The sequence below is a fragment of the Streptomyces sp. RG80 genome (assembly GCF_040446465.1).
Lineage (GTDB): Bacteria > Actinomycetota > Actinomycetes > Streptomycetales > Streptomycetaceae > Streptomyces.
This window is the reverse complement of the sequence record NZ_JBEAAJ010000012.1, coordinates 247,630-265,411: the sequence shown is the minus strand read 5'-3', so window position 1 is coordinate 265,411 and position 17,782 is coordinate 247,630. Positions and strand designations below refer to the sequence as shown.

Sequence of the window (17,782 nt, the reverse complement as noted above, 5' to 3'; positions counted from 1 at the left end):
GTGAGACAACGTTGTCGATGCGGGAAGCTCAGATCTATCTCAAGCATTCGGAGTTTTCTGACCGGGGGGTAGGTGGCGTGTCAGAATCCTTTCTAGAAAGCGCTTCCGGTGGGGAAAGCGTAAGAATTTGGGGGGACAATAGTGTCCGTTCGTACCAGACTTGCGGCCGGCGCAGTCAGTATCCTGATCCTCGGGGGCGCGACTTCCCCGGCATTCGCGGACACTGACGTGCCGGTCGACGAGCCGGTAATCTCCGAAGGCTCGGATATTTTGCCCGGCGAGATCGGCGACGCTCCGTCCGAAGGAGCAGAGATCCTCGACGGTGTCGAGTCCATCGACGAACTCAACGAGGAACTCGACCTGCCCAGTCAGGCCGATGGCCCGGAACTTCCCGACGCGGTCATCACCGGCGACGACGACATTTCCTCGCCCTCCGGACAGTACTGCGGCGCCCCGTACAACTTCGTGCACGTCACCCGGAACCTGGCGAACACGATGTCCGTCAAGTACAGCACCTTCGTGCAGAACAAGCGCAGCACCACCATGGATTGGAAGTTCACCACGAAGAGGTCCGGCACGACCGAGATCGGCGGTTCTTTCACCCTGAGCACCGAGGCCAAGGTCCTGTGGCTGGGCAAGGTCAAGACCGACTACCAGGTCTCCGCGAAGAAGTCCTGGACCTCCGAGCTGGGGGTCGAGGCCTATGGCAAGGTCAAGGCGGGCAAGACCGTGTACGGCGACTACGGCATCAAGAAGGAGAAGCTGTACGGCTACATGGCCCGCGTCGGGAGCGACTGCACCATCACCAACAAGAAGTACAACACCATCTGGGCTCCGTACCGTGAGGGCTGGGTCATCGGCGGCTGATTAGCCAGTGCCAGGCGGTGCCCCGGACCACCCTGAGGGGGGTCCGGGGCACACATCTTTAGGAGATCATCAATGCGTAAAGCTGCATTCGTTGCCCCTGTGCTGCTTGCCCTGGCACTTTCGGCATGCACATCCGGAGACAAAGAGGCCGAGAGCAAGAATGACGCCAAGCCGGTTTCCCGGGCTTCGACCGGAAGTGAAACACTCGATCTGAAGCTGCCGAAGGAGGCTGACTACTTGGTCCCGGCCATTTCTGGATCGGGTACGAAGGATATCGATACCTTTCATCCCAAAGGAGGCGTCTACACCGTCCACTTGCGGTGTGAAGGGAAGGGCGGAATTTCCCTTGGAGACGGGACCTCTGACCCGGTTCAGGTCAAGTGTGGCGGCCCTGTCGCCATCGGACACGTCTTCATCGACAAAGGAGCCGAGCAGAGCTTGACCGTTTCGCCCGATAGCGAGAAGACCAAATGGGCGATCGCCATTCTGGAGGGCAAGCAAAAGCTCACACCGTAGGAGCTTTCAACAGGTGGCATGCGATGAACACAACCCCGGCGTCACGGCGAGGACGCCGGGTCTGCTGCACCTGCTCGCGGTGCTCGGCGGCACCACCACGCTGGGCCCCTCGCCGTCCCGTCCGGACGGCGACGCCCTCGATGACGCCGTGGAGCTGTGGGTGTGGCCGTCGACGGCAAGGCCGTACGCGGTAGCCGCACCGGCGAGAAGACGGCCGTCCATCTCCTCGCCGCCGTCCTGCCCGAGGGCCGGGCCGTCATCTCTCAGTTGCGAGGACGTGTCATCACCGCCGACGCGACGCAGACCCGGTCCGGCCATGCCGAGCGTGTCATCGCCCGGGGCGGGCACGGCATCCTGGCCGTCAGGGGCAACCGGCAGACGCTCCGCCGGAAGCCGCGACATCTGCCCTGGCGCGAGGTCCACCGGCTCAAGGTCTGTACCGTCCAGCCCGGCCTCTTCTTCCCGAACGTTCCCGCACGCCGTGCGGGCCATCGAGGCTAAGCACCGCCTCAACGACATCCCGCCGGCCCAGGCCACCGGATCGTTCGCCTTCGTCGTGATCCTGCTCCCGTACTCCCCGTCCTGGTGGGAACTGCCGGGCCAGGCGGTGCGCATGATGCGGGCGAAGGTGAGCAGGCCGAGCCCGGTCCGCGGGGCCAAGTAGGGGAACCACCAAGTTCAGCCAGGCTCGGCAAGGGGCTGCGCCCCGCACCGGGAGAGGTGCGAGGGCGCAGGTGAGGGGACCTTGCTACCGGGGCGGCTCAGAACCGCACGACGAAGTTGTTGACCGTGCCGGTGTCGCCGAGGCCCACGTCGTCCACGCGGAGCTTCCACCAGCCGTTGACCGGCAGATCGGTGGCGTCGACCGTGTAGACCTTCTTCAGCGTCCCGGCCCGCCCGGGCGAGCCGTTGTCCTTGAGCAGATGCATGGAGCCGTCCGGGGCGAGCAGATGGATCTTGAGGTCGGCCAGGAACTCGTGCTCGACATGTACATACACCTGGAGCTTGTCGGAACCGACGCCCGACAGCCCGGACGCCTTGGTCCAGATCTCGGTGTAGTTCTTGTCCGGGATGGCCTTCACGGTCTGGTTCTCGTACGACGGGAACCCGAGCGACCAGCCCTTGAGGGTACCGGTGGACCCGGTCGCGGAGTCGGTCACCTTGAGCGTCCAGGTGCCGTTGGCAGCCGTCTCGGTGGCGTCCACGCCGTACGTCGTCTGGAGCGTGCCGCCCGCCTCGGAGCCGTAGGGCTTGAGGGTGTACGACTGTCCGTCCGGGCTCTGCAGGATCAGCCGCAGGTCGCCGATCCTGGTGTGCGTGAGGTTCGCGTACACCTGGAGCGGACCGGCCGCGTTGCCGTCGATGCCGGTGACGTCGATGGTGGAGGTGAGGGTGCCGGAGTCCGGAATGGCCTGGCTGGTGGTCTGTTCGAACGGTGTCGGGAAGATCAGCGACCAGGTGGTCAGCGTGCCGGTGTCGCCGTCGTCCGTGTCGGTCATCCGCAGCGTCCACTGGCCGTTGGCGACCGAGGCGGAGGCGTCGACCGTGAACTCCGCGACGATGTCGTCCGTGCCGTCGGAGGTGCTCGCGACCTTGAGCAGATGGGTCGTACCGGCCGGCGAGACGAGCTCCAGTTTCACGTCGCCCCGGTAGGCGTGGGTGATGTTGACGAACGCCTTGAGGTTCTTCGGCGCGTTGCCCGGGTATTCGGCGACGGTCACGGGCGAGGTGACCGTGGCGCCCGCGGCGGTGGCCGTGGCGTCGGGGATCGCGACGTCCTTGTCGTTGTCGACCTGGAAGGCGCGGGGCTTCTTGTCGGCCTCCGGCTTCGGCTCGATCGCGGCGACGGCCTTGCCGACGTCGATACGGGGCACGGTGACGCCCGCGTCGTCGGTGACCAGGGTGCCGCTGGTGGCGAGCAGTGAGACCAGGCTGGAGATGCCCTCGGTGGGATAGGCCTGCCTGAGGACGGCGAGGGCGCCGGCGACGTGCGGCGTGGCCATGGAGGTGCCGCTCTTGGAGCCGTAGCCGCTGATGACGGAGGAGACGATGTCGTCGCCGGGGGCGAAGAGGTCGAGCAGCGGGCCGCGGTTGCTGAAGGAGGCCACCTTGTCGTCGTCGGTGGTGGCGCCGACGGTGACGGCGCTGGCGACACAGGCCGGGCTGTTGACCTTGTTGCTGAATCCGTTGTTGCCCGATGCGACGACGGTGGCGACTCCGGCTTCCAGCAGTGCGTCGATCATGGACTTGCGTACGTCGGATGCGCACGCGGAGCTGTACTGTCCGCCGCCGAGGCTGAGATTCGCGGCGATCACCGGAGTTCCGGCCTGCCGGAGTTGCAGAACCTTCTCCAGTGCCCTGACCTGGGCGCTGGCGAAGCTTTTCACGCAGGGGGTGTTGCCCTCGCCGCAGTAGTCCTCGGAGTCGAACCTGCTGAACACCTGAATCGCGATCACGTCGGCGCCCGGGGCGACGCCCGAGACGGGCGCCCCGGTGATCCCCGTACCGTCACCCGCCGCGATGCCCGCGACATGCGTGCCGTGCTCGCACTCGGTGATCGTCGCGCACGATCCGACCTCGGAGTTGGCCGTTCCCGGCCCTTCCTCGGCGGCTGTTCCCTGCGGACACAGGCTGGTGGCCGAGTAGGCGGGGTCGATCGGCGAGAAGCACGCCTCGGCGACGACCCGGTCCTTCAGGAACGGATGACTGGTGGCGACTCCCGTGTCGATGACGGCGATGGCGCTTCCGGCACCGGTCTTCCCGGCTTTGATGGCCTGATCGCCACCTATGTGGGGCACACTCTCGTCCAGCGTGGGCTCGGAGAGGGTGTCCTCGCTGACGCTCACCACACCGTCCTGGGCGGCGAGTTCGTCGAGCCCGGACCGGTCGACCCGGAGGGTGATCATCGGCAGTGACGAGAAGGACATCAGCGTGTCACCGGTACTCGCGGCGCTCGAGAGATCGTCGCGGCTCTCGGTCACGACGTTGACCCGCACGGTGTCCCCGTCCGCGGTCTCGTCGTAGAGCGGTGGATCGACCGGGTCGCCCGCGGTCGTGGCCGTCGTCGTGATGCTCTGCGGCGGGACAGCGTGGGCGGGTATCGCGCCAAGGCCCACGGTCATCACCGAGGTGAGGACCGCCGCCCATATCCGTCTCTTCATGGCACCCTCGAAAGACAATCAGGCATGGCAAAGCCAGCGGAAGTATGTGAAGGAAGAGTTCGACCGAACTGAGAAAGCCGGTTGGGCAGAGTCAGCAGGAAAACGCCTTGCGTCCGAAAGAGAGGCACCACTTCTCAGCAGTGCCCACGCCCCCTGCGCTCGGATTCGCCTTTCCCCTTCGGCGTCCCCGCGCAGCTTGATCCTTCCACGGGGTGCGGGCGTCGGGCGAGAGCATCTCGCGTCTTCTGAGGTTCACTTGAGACTTGCTTCAGCCGAGGGTGTCAGGCGGCGAACCGGCAGGAGTACGACGGTCAGGACGGTGTGGACACCGACGAAGGATCCTCAACGGGATCGTGTGGAAGTTCCGCACCGACTTCCGTCGGTGGGCGGCGGACGGCACCTTCGAGTGGATGCTCAAGGCGGCCCGGACGTCTCGCGCGACCCCTGCCAGGACTGACAACTGCCCACCCACAGTGCCTATTGGGCCCAGAGCTCCAAAGCCATCCGCACCTTGCTGAGACGGCGCCCACAACCGTCTCCCGCTCCTCGAACCCCGGGGCTGTAGCCGAACGGGACGAAGAAGCGGGCGCCAGCGGGGCGCCGGGCCCGATCGGGGTACGCCCTTCCTCGCCGCACATGTGTGTCTCGGTCAGGGTTTGCGGTAGCTGAGCAGGTCGCCCGGCTGGCACTGGAGGACTTCGCAGATCCGGGTGAGGGTGGTGAACCGGATCGCCTTCGCACGCCCGTTCTTCAGAACGGACAGATTGACGTTGGTGACACCGACCCGCTGGGCGAGCTCGGTGACGGTCATCCCGCGCTGCCGGAGCAACTCGTCGAGATGCACCACGATGTCGTGGCCCTCGTGGTCGTCCTCGGCAGGGGCCATCAGACGACCCCTTCGAGGTCTTCGCGCATCGCGGTGCCCGCGCGGGTGATCCGGGCGAAGGTGAGCAGCCCGAGGCCGGTCAGGACGGCGAGGTAGGGGAACGACCAGAAGCCCAGCCAGGCTCCGGCCGTGAAGTCGTCCCCCTTGGCGAGTTGCGCGAGCAGGGCCGCATTGGCGTTGGCCTCGATGACCCTGGCGAGCAGGCTTCCCAACAGCAGCCACCAACCCAGCAGTCGGAGTCGGGATGCCGTGGGGACCGTGTAGACGCCCTCCCGCGCCGCTCCCTGAAGGAGCCGGTGCAACAGGAACAGACTGCTGATCAACAGCAGCATCGAAGGCAGCGCACCGAGCTCGTCCAGGAAGCGCGCCACCGCGTCGGGGGTCTCGGTGCAGTACTGGGGGACCGAGCCGACAACCGCCCCGGGCGCTGCCGTGAAGCCGCCGGGAACGGTCGAGCTGCCGGCCGATTCGTCGGTTATACAGACGTTGCCGCTTCCCCAACTCCCGCGCACGAGGTTGAACACGACCCCCACCGTCAGGAGCCCCAGCAGCACACGCAGAGCCGTGGACACCACCGTGGCCATGGGCTCGAGCATCTTCCGGTCTTCGGTCATGGGTCCCCCGTCGCAGGTGCTTATCGTTTATCGATGTTATCGAGAAACGATAAGCGTCAGGGGTGCGTGAAGCAAGCCAGGGGACCCATGCCGTCGTGAGCCGTCCGCGTCAGCCGATGCCGATCCGCTTCTGTCAGTAGTCGTTGGCCGCGACGACCTCCGAACCGGCGCCCGTCCCCGCGGTCTTGCTGCCCACGTAGAACCGGACGGAGCCGGCGGGCTTCACGGCCCAGATGTCGGGGACCCCGTCACCGTTGGCATCCGGCGTGCCCATGAGCAACGGCATGTCGGCGCTGAACCATCCCGAGGCTCCGTACTCGGTGTCGACACCGCCCGAGGAATTGGCCGCGGACGCCAGGGAGTTGACGTCGGTCGCGCCACCACTGGCGGCGACGCCCTTGCGGAGCAGCGCGGACTGCGGGACGAGGGTGAGTTCGACCTGGTAGAGCTGCGTGACCGGCTGGAGAGCGTCGTCTGGGTGAGCGACGAGGAGTTCGCGGCGTACGGACTCGGGCCGGAGGAGATCAGTGAGCTGCGGCGATGGGCCCTGGAGTGGGAGTCCGATCTGGGGCTTCGGCTTGCTGAGGACTACGACGATCACGACGACGACGTCGATGACTAGAGGGCTGCCTGTGGCCAAAGGATCACGGACTACCGGATAGCCGTAACGGAATTAGGCTAAGCCGAGTCAGGCTAGCTGGGCGGAGACGGCCGCGACCGGACGCTCACAGAGTCAGCAGCTCCGCCGCCAACCTCCGCTCCCACCTCCGAAACCCCGCCTTCCCCCACTCCGGCGCATCCGCCCCCCGCCGCAACAGCGTCGTCAGTCGAGCAACCCGCCACGTCCGGAAGACGCTTGCCGGCGTGCATCGGCCAGCACCCCGCCAGCCAAGTCGGCCGCCAGGCCCAGGACTTCAGCTGTCGTACGGACGCCGCTCGCCCCCGCCTCCACGCCCGCCGCGATCGCCGCCGTGAGCAACCCGTGCAGGAACTCGGTCAGTTGCAGGTCCGCCGCCATACGGCACATCCGGCGTACCGCCGCCGGTCGCTCCAGGTCCGTCCAGTCCTCCGGGCCATCCGCCGGAACGCCCTCCACACCGCCCGACCACAGCAACAGCGCAGGGCCACCTCGTGGTCCCGCAAGTACCCCAACTCATCCAGTACCGCCATGAACACCGGCCCGAAGCCGCCCACCGTGTGGATGCCGGCCAGCAGACGGTCGACCTCGCTGCGGCGGCGTTCGACATACGCGCCCACCGAGGCGTCCGACAGCGACCACGTACCCGTCGCCGTCACCGCGCCCACCTCCAGCAGGCCGCCCAGCGGGGCGATGACGGAACGGGCGAGTACGTGTTCCGGGACCGGGCGCTCGGGTGGTGTCACCGGCCGAGGCTGCTCGCGTCCAGTACGTCGACTGCCGCCGGTGCCTTCACCTTCAGGGGCTTGTCGAAGTCGCTGTACGTCGTGGTGGTGTGGAAGTCCGTGCCTTTGTAGACGACCTTGAGGAGGTACGGCTCGCCCTCGGTGGCCACGTAGAAGGTGTACGCGCCGGTCTTCACCGACTTGTCGGTCACCGCCAGCGCGATCGCCGACGTGCCGTCGAGCTCCGTCGGCTCACCCTTTTTCGCCGTGCCGAAGGAGGTGAAGTCCCGGGTGCACTCCGAAAGTCCGGAGTCCGGCTTGGCATCGCTGACCGGTGCCCTGAACCAGGTGTTCTGGGCTCGGTCCATCTCCTTGCCGGACCACTCCTCCAGGTACGCCCGGTTCGGGCGGACGTAGTCCGTCGTGTCGATACGGATCTGTTCGAGGGCGGCGCCCTTCTCGCCCCAGGTCACCTTTGACGTACACCTGCTGTCGAGGTCCGTCGTCAGGCGGGTGGTGAAGGTGTCGCCCTTGGGCTTGATCGTGGTCGCCTCAATCGTGACCGACTTCAGGTCGCTCATCGTTGCGTTCGCCTCGTCGAGCAGTTCCTGTGCGGTGCGCTCCTCTGAGCCGCCGGTTCCGGCCGAGCAGCCGGTCAGCAGCCCGCCCACCACCAGGCAGGCCACCACGACCGCCGACTTCGTTCGCACAGTTCCCCCACAGATCACGAGTGGTTCAGCGTACCGGGCATGTCCGGCGCGCCAAGATCCCGTAAACCAAGGGGACAGCGGTTTCCGCGGCACAGACGCGCGTGCGAGACTGCGTCGGTTGCGGAAGTGAACGGGGTGGCCCGGTGGGGAGCGGACGGCGATGAGCAAGCGGCAGGTACAGAAGATGCTCCGGCTGATGGCGAGCGGGGAGCCCGTCGAGCTCACCAGCGCCATGGCCTCCGTGAAGAAGCTCGCCCGACTCGCCTTCATCGCCCAGCAGTTCGGGTACGAGTACGCCGACGTACGGCAGAGCTCCGGGCGCAACGGCGCGCTCATCATGCTGCTCGTCCCGGACCCCAGCCCGCAGGCCCGTGCCCGCGCCGCGCAGAACTGGGCCCAGTATCCGAACGCGGGTGACGGGGTCTCCGTGCCGCCGCTCGTGCCGGACGCCTTCGAACTGCTCAAGGCCCGCATCAACTTCGACCTCACCGGCAAGAACGCCGAGAAGCGGATGGGCTACGGCGCGCTCGGCGTCACCATCGGCTGCGTCATCCTCGCCTACCGGCTCGGCGGGGCGTCCGAGGACTTCGTCGCCGCGGCCTGCGCGTGGCTGTTCTTCATGGCCGTCTTCGGTATCGGGTTCGCCGTGACGCGCAAGCGCAACGCCAAGTTCGCGGCCCGGCTGCACGCCGTCGGCTTCATGCCGGTCACCGACGAGACCGGCCGGGTGCGCTACCTCCCGCCGGGCACGCAGTTCCCGGGCCAGGCGAACCCCTTCGCCGCCGGGCCGTACGGCAACCAGCCCCCGCAGCAGCCACAGCAGCAGCCGTACGGCAATCAGTTCCCGCAGCAGCAGCCCTACGGCCAGCCCCAGCCCGCGCAACAGCAGCCGTACCCCCCGCAGCAGCCCCAGCCCTACGGCTACCCCCAGCAGCCCCCGGCCCCCACCGCCCCCGGCCCCTACGCCGCCCAGCCGCCGTACCCCCAGCAGCCGCAGCAGCCGTACCCGCCGCAGCAGCCCCAGGCCTACCCGCCCCAGCCCTACCCCCAGCAGAACCCCAACTGGCAGTCACCCCAGCACTGACCCCCGCGCCCCGGCCGGGCGCCCGGCGCTGTGACCTGGGTCTCACGGGGAGCTGTTCGTAACAAAGGGCCGCAAGTACCTCTCATCCGGCCCCGGCGCCGGGTGAGAGCAAAGTTCCTTTCCGGTCACCCGGTGCCACAGCGAGGAAACGCGCCCTCCCTACCTTCGGATCAGCCGCTCGACGCATGACTGAGCCCGGAGCCCGTGGAGGCAGCATGACAGCCCCTAGCACAGCCCCCGCACCCCCAAGCAGGGGCAGCCGCTGGATCCAGCAGTGGGATCCCGAGGACGAGACCTTCTGGAAGGAAGGCGGCGAGAAGATCGCCCGCCGCAACCTTCTCTTCTCCGTCCTCTCCGAGCACATCGGGTTCTCCATCTGGACCATGTGGTCCGTGCTGGTGCTCTTCATGGGCCCGGAGTACGGGCTCACCCCGGCGGACAAGTTCCTGCTGACCTCGATGGTCACGCTGGTCGGTGCCGTCGTCCGGGTTCCGTACACCTTCGCCGTGGCCATCTTCGGCGGCCGGAACTGGACGATCGTCTCGGCCGGTCTGCTTCTCATCCCGACCGTCGCCGCGTTCACGGTGATGGAGCCCGGGACCTCGTTCAACACCTTCCTCCTGGTCGGTCTGCTGGCCGGTATCGGCGGCGGCAACTTCGCCTCCTCCATGACCAACATCAACGCCTTCTTCCCGCTCCGTAAGAAGGGGTGGGCCCTCGGGCTCAACGCCGGCGGTGGCAACATCGGCGTACCGGTCATCCAGCTGATCGCGCTCGCCGTCATCGGCGCCAGCGGCGGCCCGCGCGTGCTGCTGGGCATCTACATCCCGCTGATCGTGATCGCCGCAGTCCTCGCCGCCCTGTTCATGGACAACCTCGCCTCCGTGAAGAACGACACCGGTGCGGCCAAGGACGCGGCGCGGGACGCCCACACGTGGATCATGTCCTTCCTCTACATCGGCACCTTCGGCTCCTTCATCGGCTACGCCTTCGCCTTCGGCCAGGTCCTCCAGGTCCAGTTCGGCCGTACGCCGCTCCAGGCCGCCTACCTCACCTTCATCGGCCCGCTGCTCGGCTCCCTGATCCGGCCGCTGGGCGGCTGGCTCGCCGACAAGTACGGCGGTGCCCGGATCAGCCTCTACAACTACGTCGCCATGGCCGTCGCCACCGGTGTCCTGATCTGGGCGAGCATGGAGAAGTCGCTCGGGCTCTTCGTCGCCGTGTTCGTCGTCCTCTTCATCCTGAGCGGGCTCGGCAACGGGTCGACGTTCAAGATGATCCCCGGCATCTTCCAGGCCAAGGCCCTCGCCAAGGGACTTCAGGGAGAAGAGGCCGCCGCCTACGGCCGGCGCCTCTCCGGTGCCTCCATGGGACTGATCGGCGCGGTGGGCGCGCTCGGCGGTGTCGGCATCAACATGGCCTTCCGCCAGTCCTTCCTCTCCAACGGCTCCGGCACCGGCGCCTTCGTCGTCTTCCTCGCCTTCTACGCCGCCTGCTTCGTGGTCACCTGGGCCGTATACCTTCGCCGCTCGGCCTCCCGAATCCAGGCCTCCTCGGCCTCCTCCGAGGCGAAGCCGCAGCTCAGCTACGCCGAGGTGTGACGTAACACCGTCGACATCAAGTCGAACCGAGCCTGTCACGCACCGTTGACAGGCTCGTTCGGCATGCAGGTGCCATCACACCCCGTGTAGGTGCAAACGACTCGAGTGCGGGACGAGAGTTCTATGTACGACGAACAGCAGCGACCGGAACAACACGGCCCCCTGGCCGGCTTCACGGTGGGCGTGACAGCCGCGCGCCGGGCCGACGAGCTGGGCGCACTGCTACAGCGACGGGGAGCCGCCGTCCTGCACGCACCGGCCCTGCGGATCGTGCCGCTCTCCGACGACAGCGAGCTGCTCGCCGCGACCAAGGGCGTCATCGACGAGGTACCGGACATCGTGGTCGCCACGACCGCGATCGGTTTCCGGGGCTGGATCGAGGCCGCCGACGGTTGGGGCCTGGGCGAGAACCTGCTGGAGCGGCTGGGCGGTATCGAGCTGCTCGCGCGCGGTCCCAAGGTCAAGGGCGCGGTCCGGGCTGCCGGGCTGACCGAGGACTGGTCGCCGTCCTCCGAGTCCATGGCGGAGGTGCTCGACCGGCTCCTGGAGGAGGGGGTCGAGGGGCGCCGGATCGCCATCCAGCTGCACGGTGAACCGCTGCCCGGGTTCGTGGAGGCGCTGCGGGCCGCGGGCGCGGAGGTGCTCGGGATCCCCGTCTACCGGTGGATGCCGCCGGAGGACATCGGTCCCGTGGACCGGCTGCTCGACGCGACGGTCTCCCGCGGTCTGGACGCGCTGACGTTCACCAGCGCGCCCGCCGCCGCGTCCCTGCTGAACCGGGCGGAGGAGCGCGGGCTGCTGCCCGAGCTGCTCGCCGCCCTCAACCACGACGTCCTGCCGGCCTGCGTCGGCCCCGTCACCGCGCTGCCCCTCCAGGCCCGCGGCGTCGACACCGTCCAGCCCGACCGCTTCCGGCTCGGCCCCCTGGTCCAGCTCCTCTGCCAGGAGCTGCCCGCCCGGGCCCGGTCCCTGCCGATCGCCGGGCACCGGGTCGAGATCCGGGGCCACGCGGTGCTGGTCGACGGCGTCCTGCGGCCCGTACCGCCGGCCGGGATGTCGCTGCTGCGCGCGCTGTCCCGGCGGCCGGGCTGGGTGGTGGCCCGGGCCGAACTGCTGCGGGCGCTGCCGGGGGCGGGACGGGACGAGCACGCGGTGGAGACGGCCATGGCCCGCCTCCGCACGGCCCTGGGCGCCCCCAAGCTGATCCAGACCGTGGTGAAGCGCGGCTACCGGCTGGCCCTGGACCCGGCGGCGGACGCGAAGTACGCGGACGCGTGAGGCGGGGGCTCTCCTCGCCCCCACCGCCCTTACCCGTCCCATCTCCAGGGGCGCTGCCCCTTCGACCCCGCTGGGGGCTGCGCCCCCAGACCCCCATCGGCCCGAAGGGCCTCGTCCTCAAACGCCGGACGGGCTGAAAGATCCAGGCACCCCCTGGCGGCGGGGGCAAGATCACTGCCTCGCCAGTCGGCCGTACCCCACCAACCCCCGCGCCAGAAACCCCATCGCCACCGTCGACAGCACCGCCCGCACCGCGTTCCACGCCACCCACGCGGTCTCGAAGTCGTCGCGCACCGCGCTGACGTCGGTCGCGCTGTCGAGGTCGTTGTTGAGCGGGATGTTGAAGGCGACGGTGACCAGGAAGGCGAGGGCGTACGCGAGGAGCCCCGCCCAGACCCATCGGCGGTACGGCTGTCCGCGGCCCTGCCACGCCGCCACCGCGGACAGCACCAGCGCCCCGAGGAAGCTCAGCATGAACACCGGGTTCTGGATCACGTCGTTGATGTTCCGCATCACCTCGACGTAGACCTCGTCGTCGCTGCGGGCCAGCCCGGGCATCACCGCACAGGCGAAGACGTAGAACGCCCCGGCGATCAGCCCCATCGCGACCGTGGCCGCTCCCAGTACGGTTCCCGCGCTCTTCGTGGACTTCGTGTTCCTGGTCGTCGTCATGCCTCCAGTCAACGGCCGCCACACCCACCGGAACATGGTCCAAAGCCGCATCCCCATACGCGCGCGTCCACGCGTCGCCGGTACGAGGGGTTCCGACGGCGCGAGCGGGCAGGCACTGTGAGAGGGACCCTTTTCTCCCAGCCTCTGGGCACCCCTAGGCGGTGACAGGCACATGGCACTGGGTACGGCCACGGCCCCGTACGAGCTGCGGTTCGACGCGGGGCGGATCTGCCTCGATCTCCTCGCGACCACCCATCCCGTCGAACGGCTCGACTCGACCGAGGTGCTGTTCGCCTGGATCACCGAAGGCGGGCTCGTACCGCCGGGCACCCCGCTGGATCACGCCGATACGTCCTGGCTCGTCGGGTTCCGCGAACTCCGGGGTCAAATAGGACAGTTGGTGCGGGCCGGACTCGTCCCCGAGCCGCGCCCGTCATACGACCTCGCGCTCGCCCGGGTCAACGACCTGGCCCGCACCGCGCCCCCGGCACCCCGTGCCGTCCCGGCGGAGGACGGTTCGCTCGTGCGGGAGTTGGCGGGGCCGCCCGAACTCGCCGCGCTGCTCGGCGCGATCGCCCGGGACGCCGTCGAACTGCTCACGGACCCCGTCGCGCGGGCCTGTCTGCGGCAGTGCGCGGGGGACAACTGCCCGATCGTTTATCTCGATACGTCCCGGGGGCGCAGGAGGCGTTGGTGCTCCAGTGAGGTCTGCGGGAACCGTGAAAGGGTGGCTCGGCACCGGCGTCGGGCGGCACTCGCGCGGGCCTGAGCCCGACTGAGGGGGCGTTATGTCCCTTCTGTGGAGCGGCTGTCGAAGTGATTTCGATTACATGCCGTTTACTCGCGAGCGCGCCCGGGCAGCCGCGCCGTTCGCGCCAATGTGGCGGAAATGTAAAGATCGAGGGGCGGGAATGTGCCCCCATGTCCCCCTCGTCTCGGCACACATAAGAAATCTGTCATGTCACTTTGAACACTCAACCGCCCGCGTCCGTACCTCGTGTTGAGCGACCGGCTGGGGGAACCCCCGGACATCGGAGGTGGGCGTGCGCAAGGATTCCGTCGTGGCCAATGAACGTGGATCGAGGGCCCGACATCGCATGTCCCAGCCCTCGGAACCTGATGAGGAGCTCATGCGTGCTCTGTACAGAGAGCACGCAGGACCCCTGCTCGCCTATGTACTGCGGCTGGTCGCCGGAGACCGCCAAAGAGCAGAGGACGTGGTGCAGGAGACGCTGATCCGTGCCTGGAAGAACGCCGGTCAGCTCAATCGAGCGACCGGATCTGTACGCCCCTGGCTGGTGACGGTCGCCCGGCGCATCGTCATCGACGGCCACCGAAGCCGGCAGGCCCGGCCGCAGGAGGTCGATCCGTCGCCGCTGGAGGTCATCCCCGCGGAGGACGAGATCGACAAGGCGCTGTGGTTGATGACGCTGTCTGACGCGCTCGACGACCTGACCCCCGCACACCGCGAGGTGCTCGTCGAGACGTACTTCAAGGGGCGTACGGTCAATGAGGCGGCCGAGACGCTCGGGATACCCAGCGGCACCGTCCGTTCGCGGGTCTTCTATGCCCTGCGGTCGATGAAGCTGGCACTGGAGGAGCGGGGGGTGACGGCGTGATGAGTGTTTACGGGGGAAACCAGGGATTCGGCACAGGTGGTTCGGGTATGTCTGGTGCCATGCAGGGATCTCCGGTGCCGAACGAGCACGAGACCGTCGGCGCCTACGCCCTCGGGATTCTCGACGACGCCGAGGCAACCGCTTTCGAGATGCACCTCGCGACCTGCGAGTGGTGCGCCCAGCAGCTCGACGAGCTCGCCGGGATGGAACCGATGCTGGCCGCGCTCGCGGACCTGCCCGGCTCCGGCACCCCCGCGATCGGCGAGTCCCTGTCCGCCAAGCCCAGTCCGCGGCTGGTGAACAAGCTGGTCGACGAGGTCGCCGAACGCCGCGCCCAGAAGCGCCGGCGCGCCTTCTACATGGTGGCCGCCGCGGCCGCGCTGATCATCGGCGGTCCCCTGGTCGCCGTGGGCGCCACCGGCGACGACTCGGGCGGAAACGTCTCCGCGCAGCCCAAGAGCAGCAGCCCCGCCAAGGACGCTTTCGAGCACATGCCCGACAAGCTCACGGCGACCGACCCCAGCACGGACGTCAGTGCGACCGTCGCCGTGGAGGAGAAGGCCTGGGGCACCCACGCGGTCCTCCAGCTGAAGAACGTCAAGGGGCCGGAGAAGTGCTCCCTCATCGCCGTCGGCAAGAACGGCGAGCGTGAGACGGTCACCTCCTGGTCCGTCCCGACCTGGGGTTACGGCATCCCGAACGCCAAGACGGCCCAGGCCAAGGAGCCTCTCTACGTCCATGGCGGCGCCGCCTTCGACCTCAACGACATCGATCACTTCGAGGTCATGACCTTCGACGGCAAGCGACTCGTGGAAGTCGACGCGTAGCCGACGTAGCTATGCCGGGTCCCCTTCGCGTACGGTTGACGGCTGCCCAGCACGTCAGAAGGGGGCCCGGTGGCCGCTCAGGCTCAACCATCTGCGGTCGGCTCGGTTCACGACTCGGTTCGGGACCGGGAGATCAGCGTCGAACAGGAACACCTGGACCGGGTGTACCTGCGTCTCGAGGAGAAGATCCACGAGGCGGAGTTCCTCATGAACGACGCGGCCAAGCGTGGCCAGGTCGGTACGCCCGGCGCGCTCGCCGAGCGGGACGCGCAGGTGTTCCGGGCGGGGGTGCACCTCAACCGGCTCAACAACGAGTTCGAGGACTTCCTCTTCGGCCGTATCGACCTGCTCCTCGGCAAGGACGGCAAGAAGGGGCCCGACGGCGCCTACACCGCCGTGGAGCCCGCCGAGGGCGCGGTGCGCGAGGACGGCACCGCCGACATCGCCGAGACCCTGCACATCGGCCGGATCGGGGTCCTGGACTCCGAGTACGCGCCGCTCGTCATCGACTGGCGGGCCCCCGCCGCGGCGCCCTTCTACCGCTCCACCCCGGTCGACCCGGGACGCGTGGTGCGGCGCCGGGTGATCCGCTCCAAGGGCCGCCGCGTCCTCGGCGTCGAGGACGACCTCATGCGCCCCGAGCTCAAGGCCCTCCTCGACGGCCACGAGCTGGCCGTCATCGGCGACGGCGCCCTGATGGCCGCCCTCGGCCAGGCCCGCAGCCACACCATGCGGGACATCGTCGCCTCCATCCAGGCCGAGCAGGACCTGGTCATCCGGGCCCCCGCCGCGTCCGTGACCTACGTCGAGGGCGGCCCCGGCACCGGCAAGACCGCCGTCGCCCTGCACCGCGCCGCCTACCTGCTCTACCAGGACCGGCGCCGGTACTCCGGCGGCATCCTCATCGTCTCGCCCACCCCGCTGCTGGTGGCGTACACCGAGGGCGTGCTCCCGTCGCTGGGCGAGGAGGGCCAGGTCGCCATCCGGGCGATCGGCTCCCTCGTCGACGGCGTCGAGGCCACGCTGTACGACTCCCCGTCCACGGCCCGCGCCAAGGGCTCGTACCGGATGCTCAAGGTGCTGCGGAAGGCCGCTCGCGGGGCGCTGGAGGGGACCTCGGGGAGCGGGGCGTCCAGGGGCGCCCCGTCCGGGCGCCGCGACCGCGCCGAGGCGGTCGCGCAGCTCGCCTTCGGCGGCGACGACAGCCCTGCCGGTCAGCTCGCCTTCGGCGACGACACCCAGGCCCCCGCGGGCCCGCCCACCCGTCTCCGCGTGGTCGCCTTCAACCGGCGCCTGGAGCTGGAGGCGCCCGAGCTGGAACGTATCCGCCACAACGCCCTCGGCGGCACCGCACCGGTGAACCTGCTGCGTCCCCGGGCCCGCAAGCTCCTCCTCGACGCCCTGTGGGCCCGCTCCGGCGCCGCCGGCCGGCACACCGATCCCGAGCTCGCCGCGGAGCTGCGTTCCTCCTTCGACGAGGACGTCAGCACCGAGGACAGCTTCGTCGACTTCCTGAACGCCTGGTGGCCGGAGCTCACCCCCAAGGCCGTGCTGACCGCCATGGCCGACGAGCGCCGCCTCGGCCGCTGGGCCCGCCGCATCCTCAACCCCGGCGAGGTCCGCAAGGTCGCCCGTTCGCTCAGGCGGGACGGCTACTCCGTGCACGACATCGCCATGCTCGACGAGCTCCAGGCGATCCTCGGCACCCCGGCCCGCCCCAAGAAGCGGCGCGAGCTGGACCCGCTGGACCAGCTGAGCGGCCTGGAGGAGCTGATGCCGGTCCGCGAGGAGACCCAGCGCGAGCGCGCCGAGCGACTGGCCCAGGAACGCACCGAGTACGCCCACGTCATCGTCGACGAGGCCCAGGACCTCACGCCGATGCAGTGGCGCATGGTCGGCCGCCGTGGCCGGCACGCCACCTGGACAGTCGTCGGAGACCCGGCCCAGTCCTCCTGGTCCGACCCCGAAGAGGCCGCCGAGGCCCGCGACGAGGCCCTCGGCACCCGCCCCCGGCGCCGCTTCGAGCTCACCGTGAACTACCGCAACCCGGCCGAGATCGCCGAGCTGGCCGCGAAGGTACTGGCCCTGGCCATGCCGGGGTCCAAGTCCCCGTCAGCCGTACGGTCCACCGGAGTCGAGCCCCGCTTCACTTCCGTACAGGACTCCCTCGCGAAGACCGTCCGCGAGGAGGCCGCCCGTCTCCTGGACCGGGTCGACGGCACGGTCGGCGTGGTCGTGGCCATGCAGCGCCGTGAGGAGGCGGCCCGCTGGCTCGCCGGGCTCGGCGACCGGGTGGTGGCCCTGGGCAGCCTGGAGGCCAAGGGCCTGGAGTACGACGCGACGATCGTCGTCTCCCCGGCGGAGATCGCGGACGAGTCCCCGGCCGGCCTGCGGGTGCTGTACGTGGCCCTGACCCGGGCGACACAGCAGCTCACGGTCGTATCGGCGGACCGGGACGAGCCGGATTCGAACGGAGTGCCGGATCTCCTTCGAGATTGATCCATATGAACTCTCGAGACGGGAATGGCCTTACGGGATCCGTTTGTTAGCCTGGGTGTGGCACCGGCCCGATCCAAGCCCCCGGG

19 protein-coding genes are annotated in these 17,782 nt (G+C 68.8%); 11 read left to right on the top strand and 8 right to left on the bottom strand.

The window, feature by feature from the left end:
* Positions 1-228 precede the first annotated feature (228 nt).
* From ABKA17_RS37645 to ABKA17_RS37630, 4 genes are all read left to right on the top strand, one after another.
* A complete protein-coding gene (locus ABKA17_RS37645; protein ID WP_353696869.1) occupies positions 229-867 on the top strand; it encodes a hypothetical protein in 639 nt (212 codons plus the stop codon).
* 72 nt (positions 868-939) lie between these two features.
* Positions 940-1,383, top strand: coding sequence for a hypothetical protein (locus tag ABKA17_RS37640; protein ID WP_353696868.1), 444 nt, complete (start codon positions 940-942; stop codon positions 1,381-1,383).
* A 162-nt stretch (positions 1,384-1,545) separates the two neighbouring features.
* Positions 1,546-1,884: a hypothetical protein gene (locus tag ABKA17_RS37635; RefSeq protein ID WP_353696867.1), complete on the top strand. Its 339-nt coding sequence runs from the start codon at positions 1,546-1,548 to the stop codon at positions 1,882-1,884.
* Positions 1,865-2,047, top strand: coding sequence for a hypothetical protein (locus ABKA17_RS37630; RefSeq protein WP_353696866.1), 183 nt, complete (start codon positions 1,865-1,867; stop codon positions 2,045-2,047). The genes ABKA17_RS37635 and ABKA17_RS37630 overlap by 20 nt, the downstream gene beginning before the upstream one ends.
* Before the next feature lie 97 nt (positions 2,048-2,144).
* Here ABKA17_RS37630 and ABKA17_RS37625 read toward each other — a convergent pair whose 3' ends face one another.
* The 7 genes from ABKA17_RS37625 to ABKA17_RS37595 all read right to left on the bottom strand — a co-directional run bounded on the left by ABKA17_RS37625 (position 2,145) and on the right by ABKA17_RS37595 (position 8,116).
* Positions 2,145-4,544, bottom strand: a complete 2,400-nt coding sequence (locus ABKA17_RS37625) for a proprotein convertase P-domain-containing protein (protein ID WP_353696865.1) — start codon at positions 4,542-4,544, stop codon at positions 2,145-2,147.
* Positions 4,545-5,193: 649 nt separating this feature from the next.
* Positions 5,194-5,430, bottom strand: coding sequence for a helix-turn-helix domain-containing protein (locus ABKA17_RS37620; RefSeq protein ID WP_353696864.1), 237 nt, complete (start codon positions 5,428-5,430; stop codon positions 5,194-5,196).
* Positions 5,430-6,044: a hypothetical protein gene (locus tag ABKA17_RS37615; RefSeq protein ID WP_353696863.1), complete on the bottom strand. Its 615-nt coding sequence runs from the start codon at positions 6,042-6,044 to the stop codon at positions 5,430-5,432. Before ABKA17_RS37615 ends, ABKA17_RS37620 begins: the two co-directional genes overlap by 1 nt.
* A 133-nt stretch (positions 6,045-6,177) precedes the next feature.
* Positions 6,178-6,684, bottom strand: a complete 507-nt coding sequence (locus tag ABKA17_RS37610) for a hypothetical protein (RefSeq protein ID WP_353696862.1) — start codon at positions 6,682-6,684, stop codon at positions 6,178-6,180.
* Between the two features lie 183 nt (positions 6,685-6,867).
* Complete coding sequence (locus ABKA17_RS37605) at positions 6,868-7,062, bottom strand: hypothetical protein (protein ID WP_353696861.1); 195 nt, start codon at positions 7,060-7,062, stop codon at positions 6,868-6,870.
* Entirely contained in the window at positions 7,041-7,427 is a 387-nt protein-coding gene (locus tag ABKA17_RS37600) for a hypothetical protein (RefSeq protein WP_353696860.1), read from the bottom strand. The genes ABKA17_RS37605 and ABKA17_RS37600 overlap by 22 nt, the downstream gene beginning before the upstream one ends.
* A complete protein-coding gene (locus tag ABKA17_RS37595; protein ID WP_353696859.1) occupies positions 7,424-8,116 on the bottom strand; it encodes a hypothetical protein in 693 nt (230 codons plus the stop codon). The genes ABKA17_RS37600 and ABKA17_RS37595 overlap by 4 nt, the downstream gene beginning before the upstream one ends.
* A 160-nt stretch (positions 8,117-8,276) precedes the next feature.
* Here ABKA17_RS37595 and ABKA17_RS37590 point away from each other — a divergent pair, with 160 nt between their 5' ends.
* From ABKA17_RS37590 to ABKA17_RS37580, 3 genes are all read left to right on the top strand, one after another.
* Complete coding sequence (locus ABKA17_RS37590; protein ID WP_353696858.1) at positions 8,277-9,200, top strand: hypothetical protein; 924 nt, start codon at positions 8,277-8,279, stop codon at positions 9,198-9,200.
* 215 nt (positions 9,201-9,415) lie between these two features.
* Complete coding sequence (locus ABKA17_RS37585; RefSeq protein ID WP_353696857.1) at positions 9,416-10,801, top strand: nitrate/nitrite transporter; 1,386 nt, start codon at positions 9,416-9,418, stop codon at positions 10,799-10,801.
* A gap of 123 nt (positions 10,802-10,924) precedes the next feature.
* A complete protein-coding gene (locus ABKA17_RS37580) occupies positions 10,925-12,079 on the top strand; it encodes a uroporphyrinogen-III synthase (RefSeq protein WP_353696856.1) in 1,155 nt (384 codons plus the stop codon).
* Between the two features lie 171 nt (positions 12,080-12,250).
* On the opposite strand, the gene ABKA17_RS37575 is transcribed toward ABKA17_RS37580, so the two are convergent.
* Complete coding sequence (locus tag ABKA17_RS37575; protein WP_353696855.1) at positions 12,251-12,751, bottom strand: anthrone oxygenase family protein; 501 nt, start codon at positions 12,749-12,751, stop codon at positions 12,251-12,253.
* Between the two features lie 172 nt (positions 12,752-12,923).
* Between ABKA17_RS37575 and ABKA17_RS37570 the strand changes: the two genes are divergently transcribed.
* The 4 genes from ABKA17_RS37570 to ABKA17_RS37555 all read left to right on the top strand — a co-directional run bounded on the left by ABKA17_RS37570 (position 12,924) and on the right by ABKA17_RS37555 (position 17,696).
* On the top strand, positions 12,924-13,520 hold the full coding sequence (locus tag ABKA17_RS37570; protein ID WP_353696854.1) for a CGNR zinc finger domain-containing protein: 597 nt from the start codon (positions 12,924-12,926) through the stop codon (positions 13,518-13,520).
* Positions 13,521-13,848: 328 nt separating this feature from the next.
* Complete coding sequence (locus tag ABKA17_RS37565; protein WP_010039908.1) at positions 13,849-14,370, top strand: sigma-70 family RNA polymerase sigma factor; 522 nt, start codon at positions 13,849-13,851, stop codon at positions 14,368-14,370.
* Positions 14,370-15,197 carry a zf-HC2 domain-containing protein gene (locus tag ABKA17_RS37560; protein ID WP_353696853.1) on the top strand — a complete coding sequence of 276 codons (828 nt, stop codon included), beginning with the start codon at positions 14,370-14,372 and terminating at the stop codon, positions 15,195-15,197. The genes ABKA17_RS37565 and ABKA17_RS37560 overlap by 1 nt, the downstream gene beginning before the upstream one ends.
* Positions 15,198-15,266: 69 nt before the next feature.
* Positions 15,267-17,696 (top strand): HelD family protein, encoded by a 2,430-nt coding sequence (locus ABKA17_RS37555; protein WP_353696852.1) that lies wholly within the window; start codon positions 15,267-15,269, stop codon positions 17,694-17,696.
* Positions 17,697-17,782 lie beyond the last annotated feature (86 nt).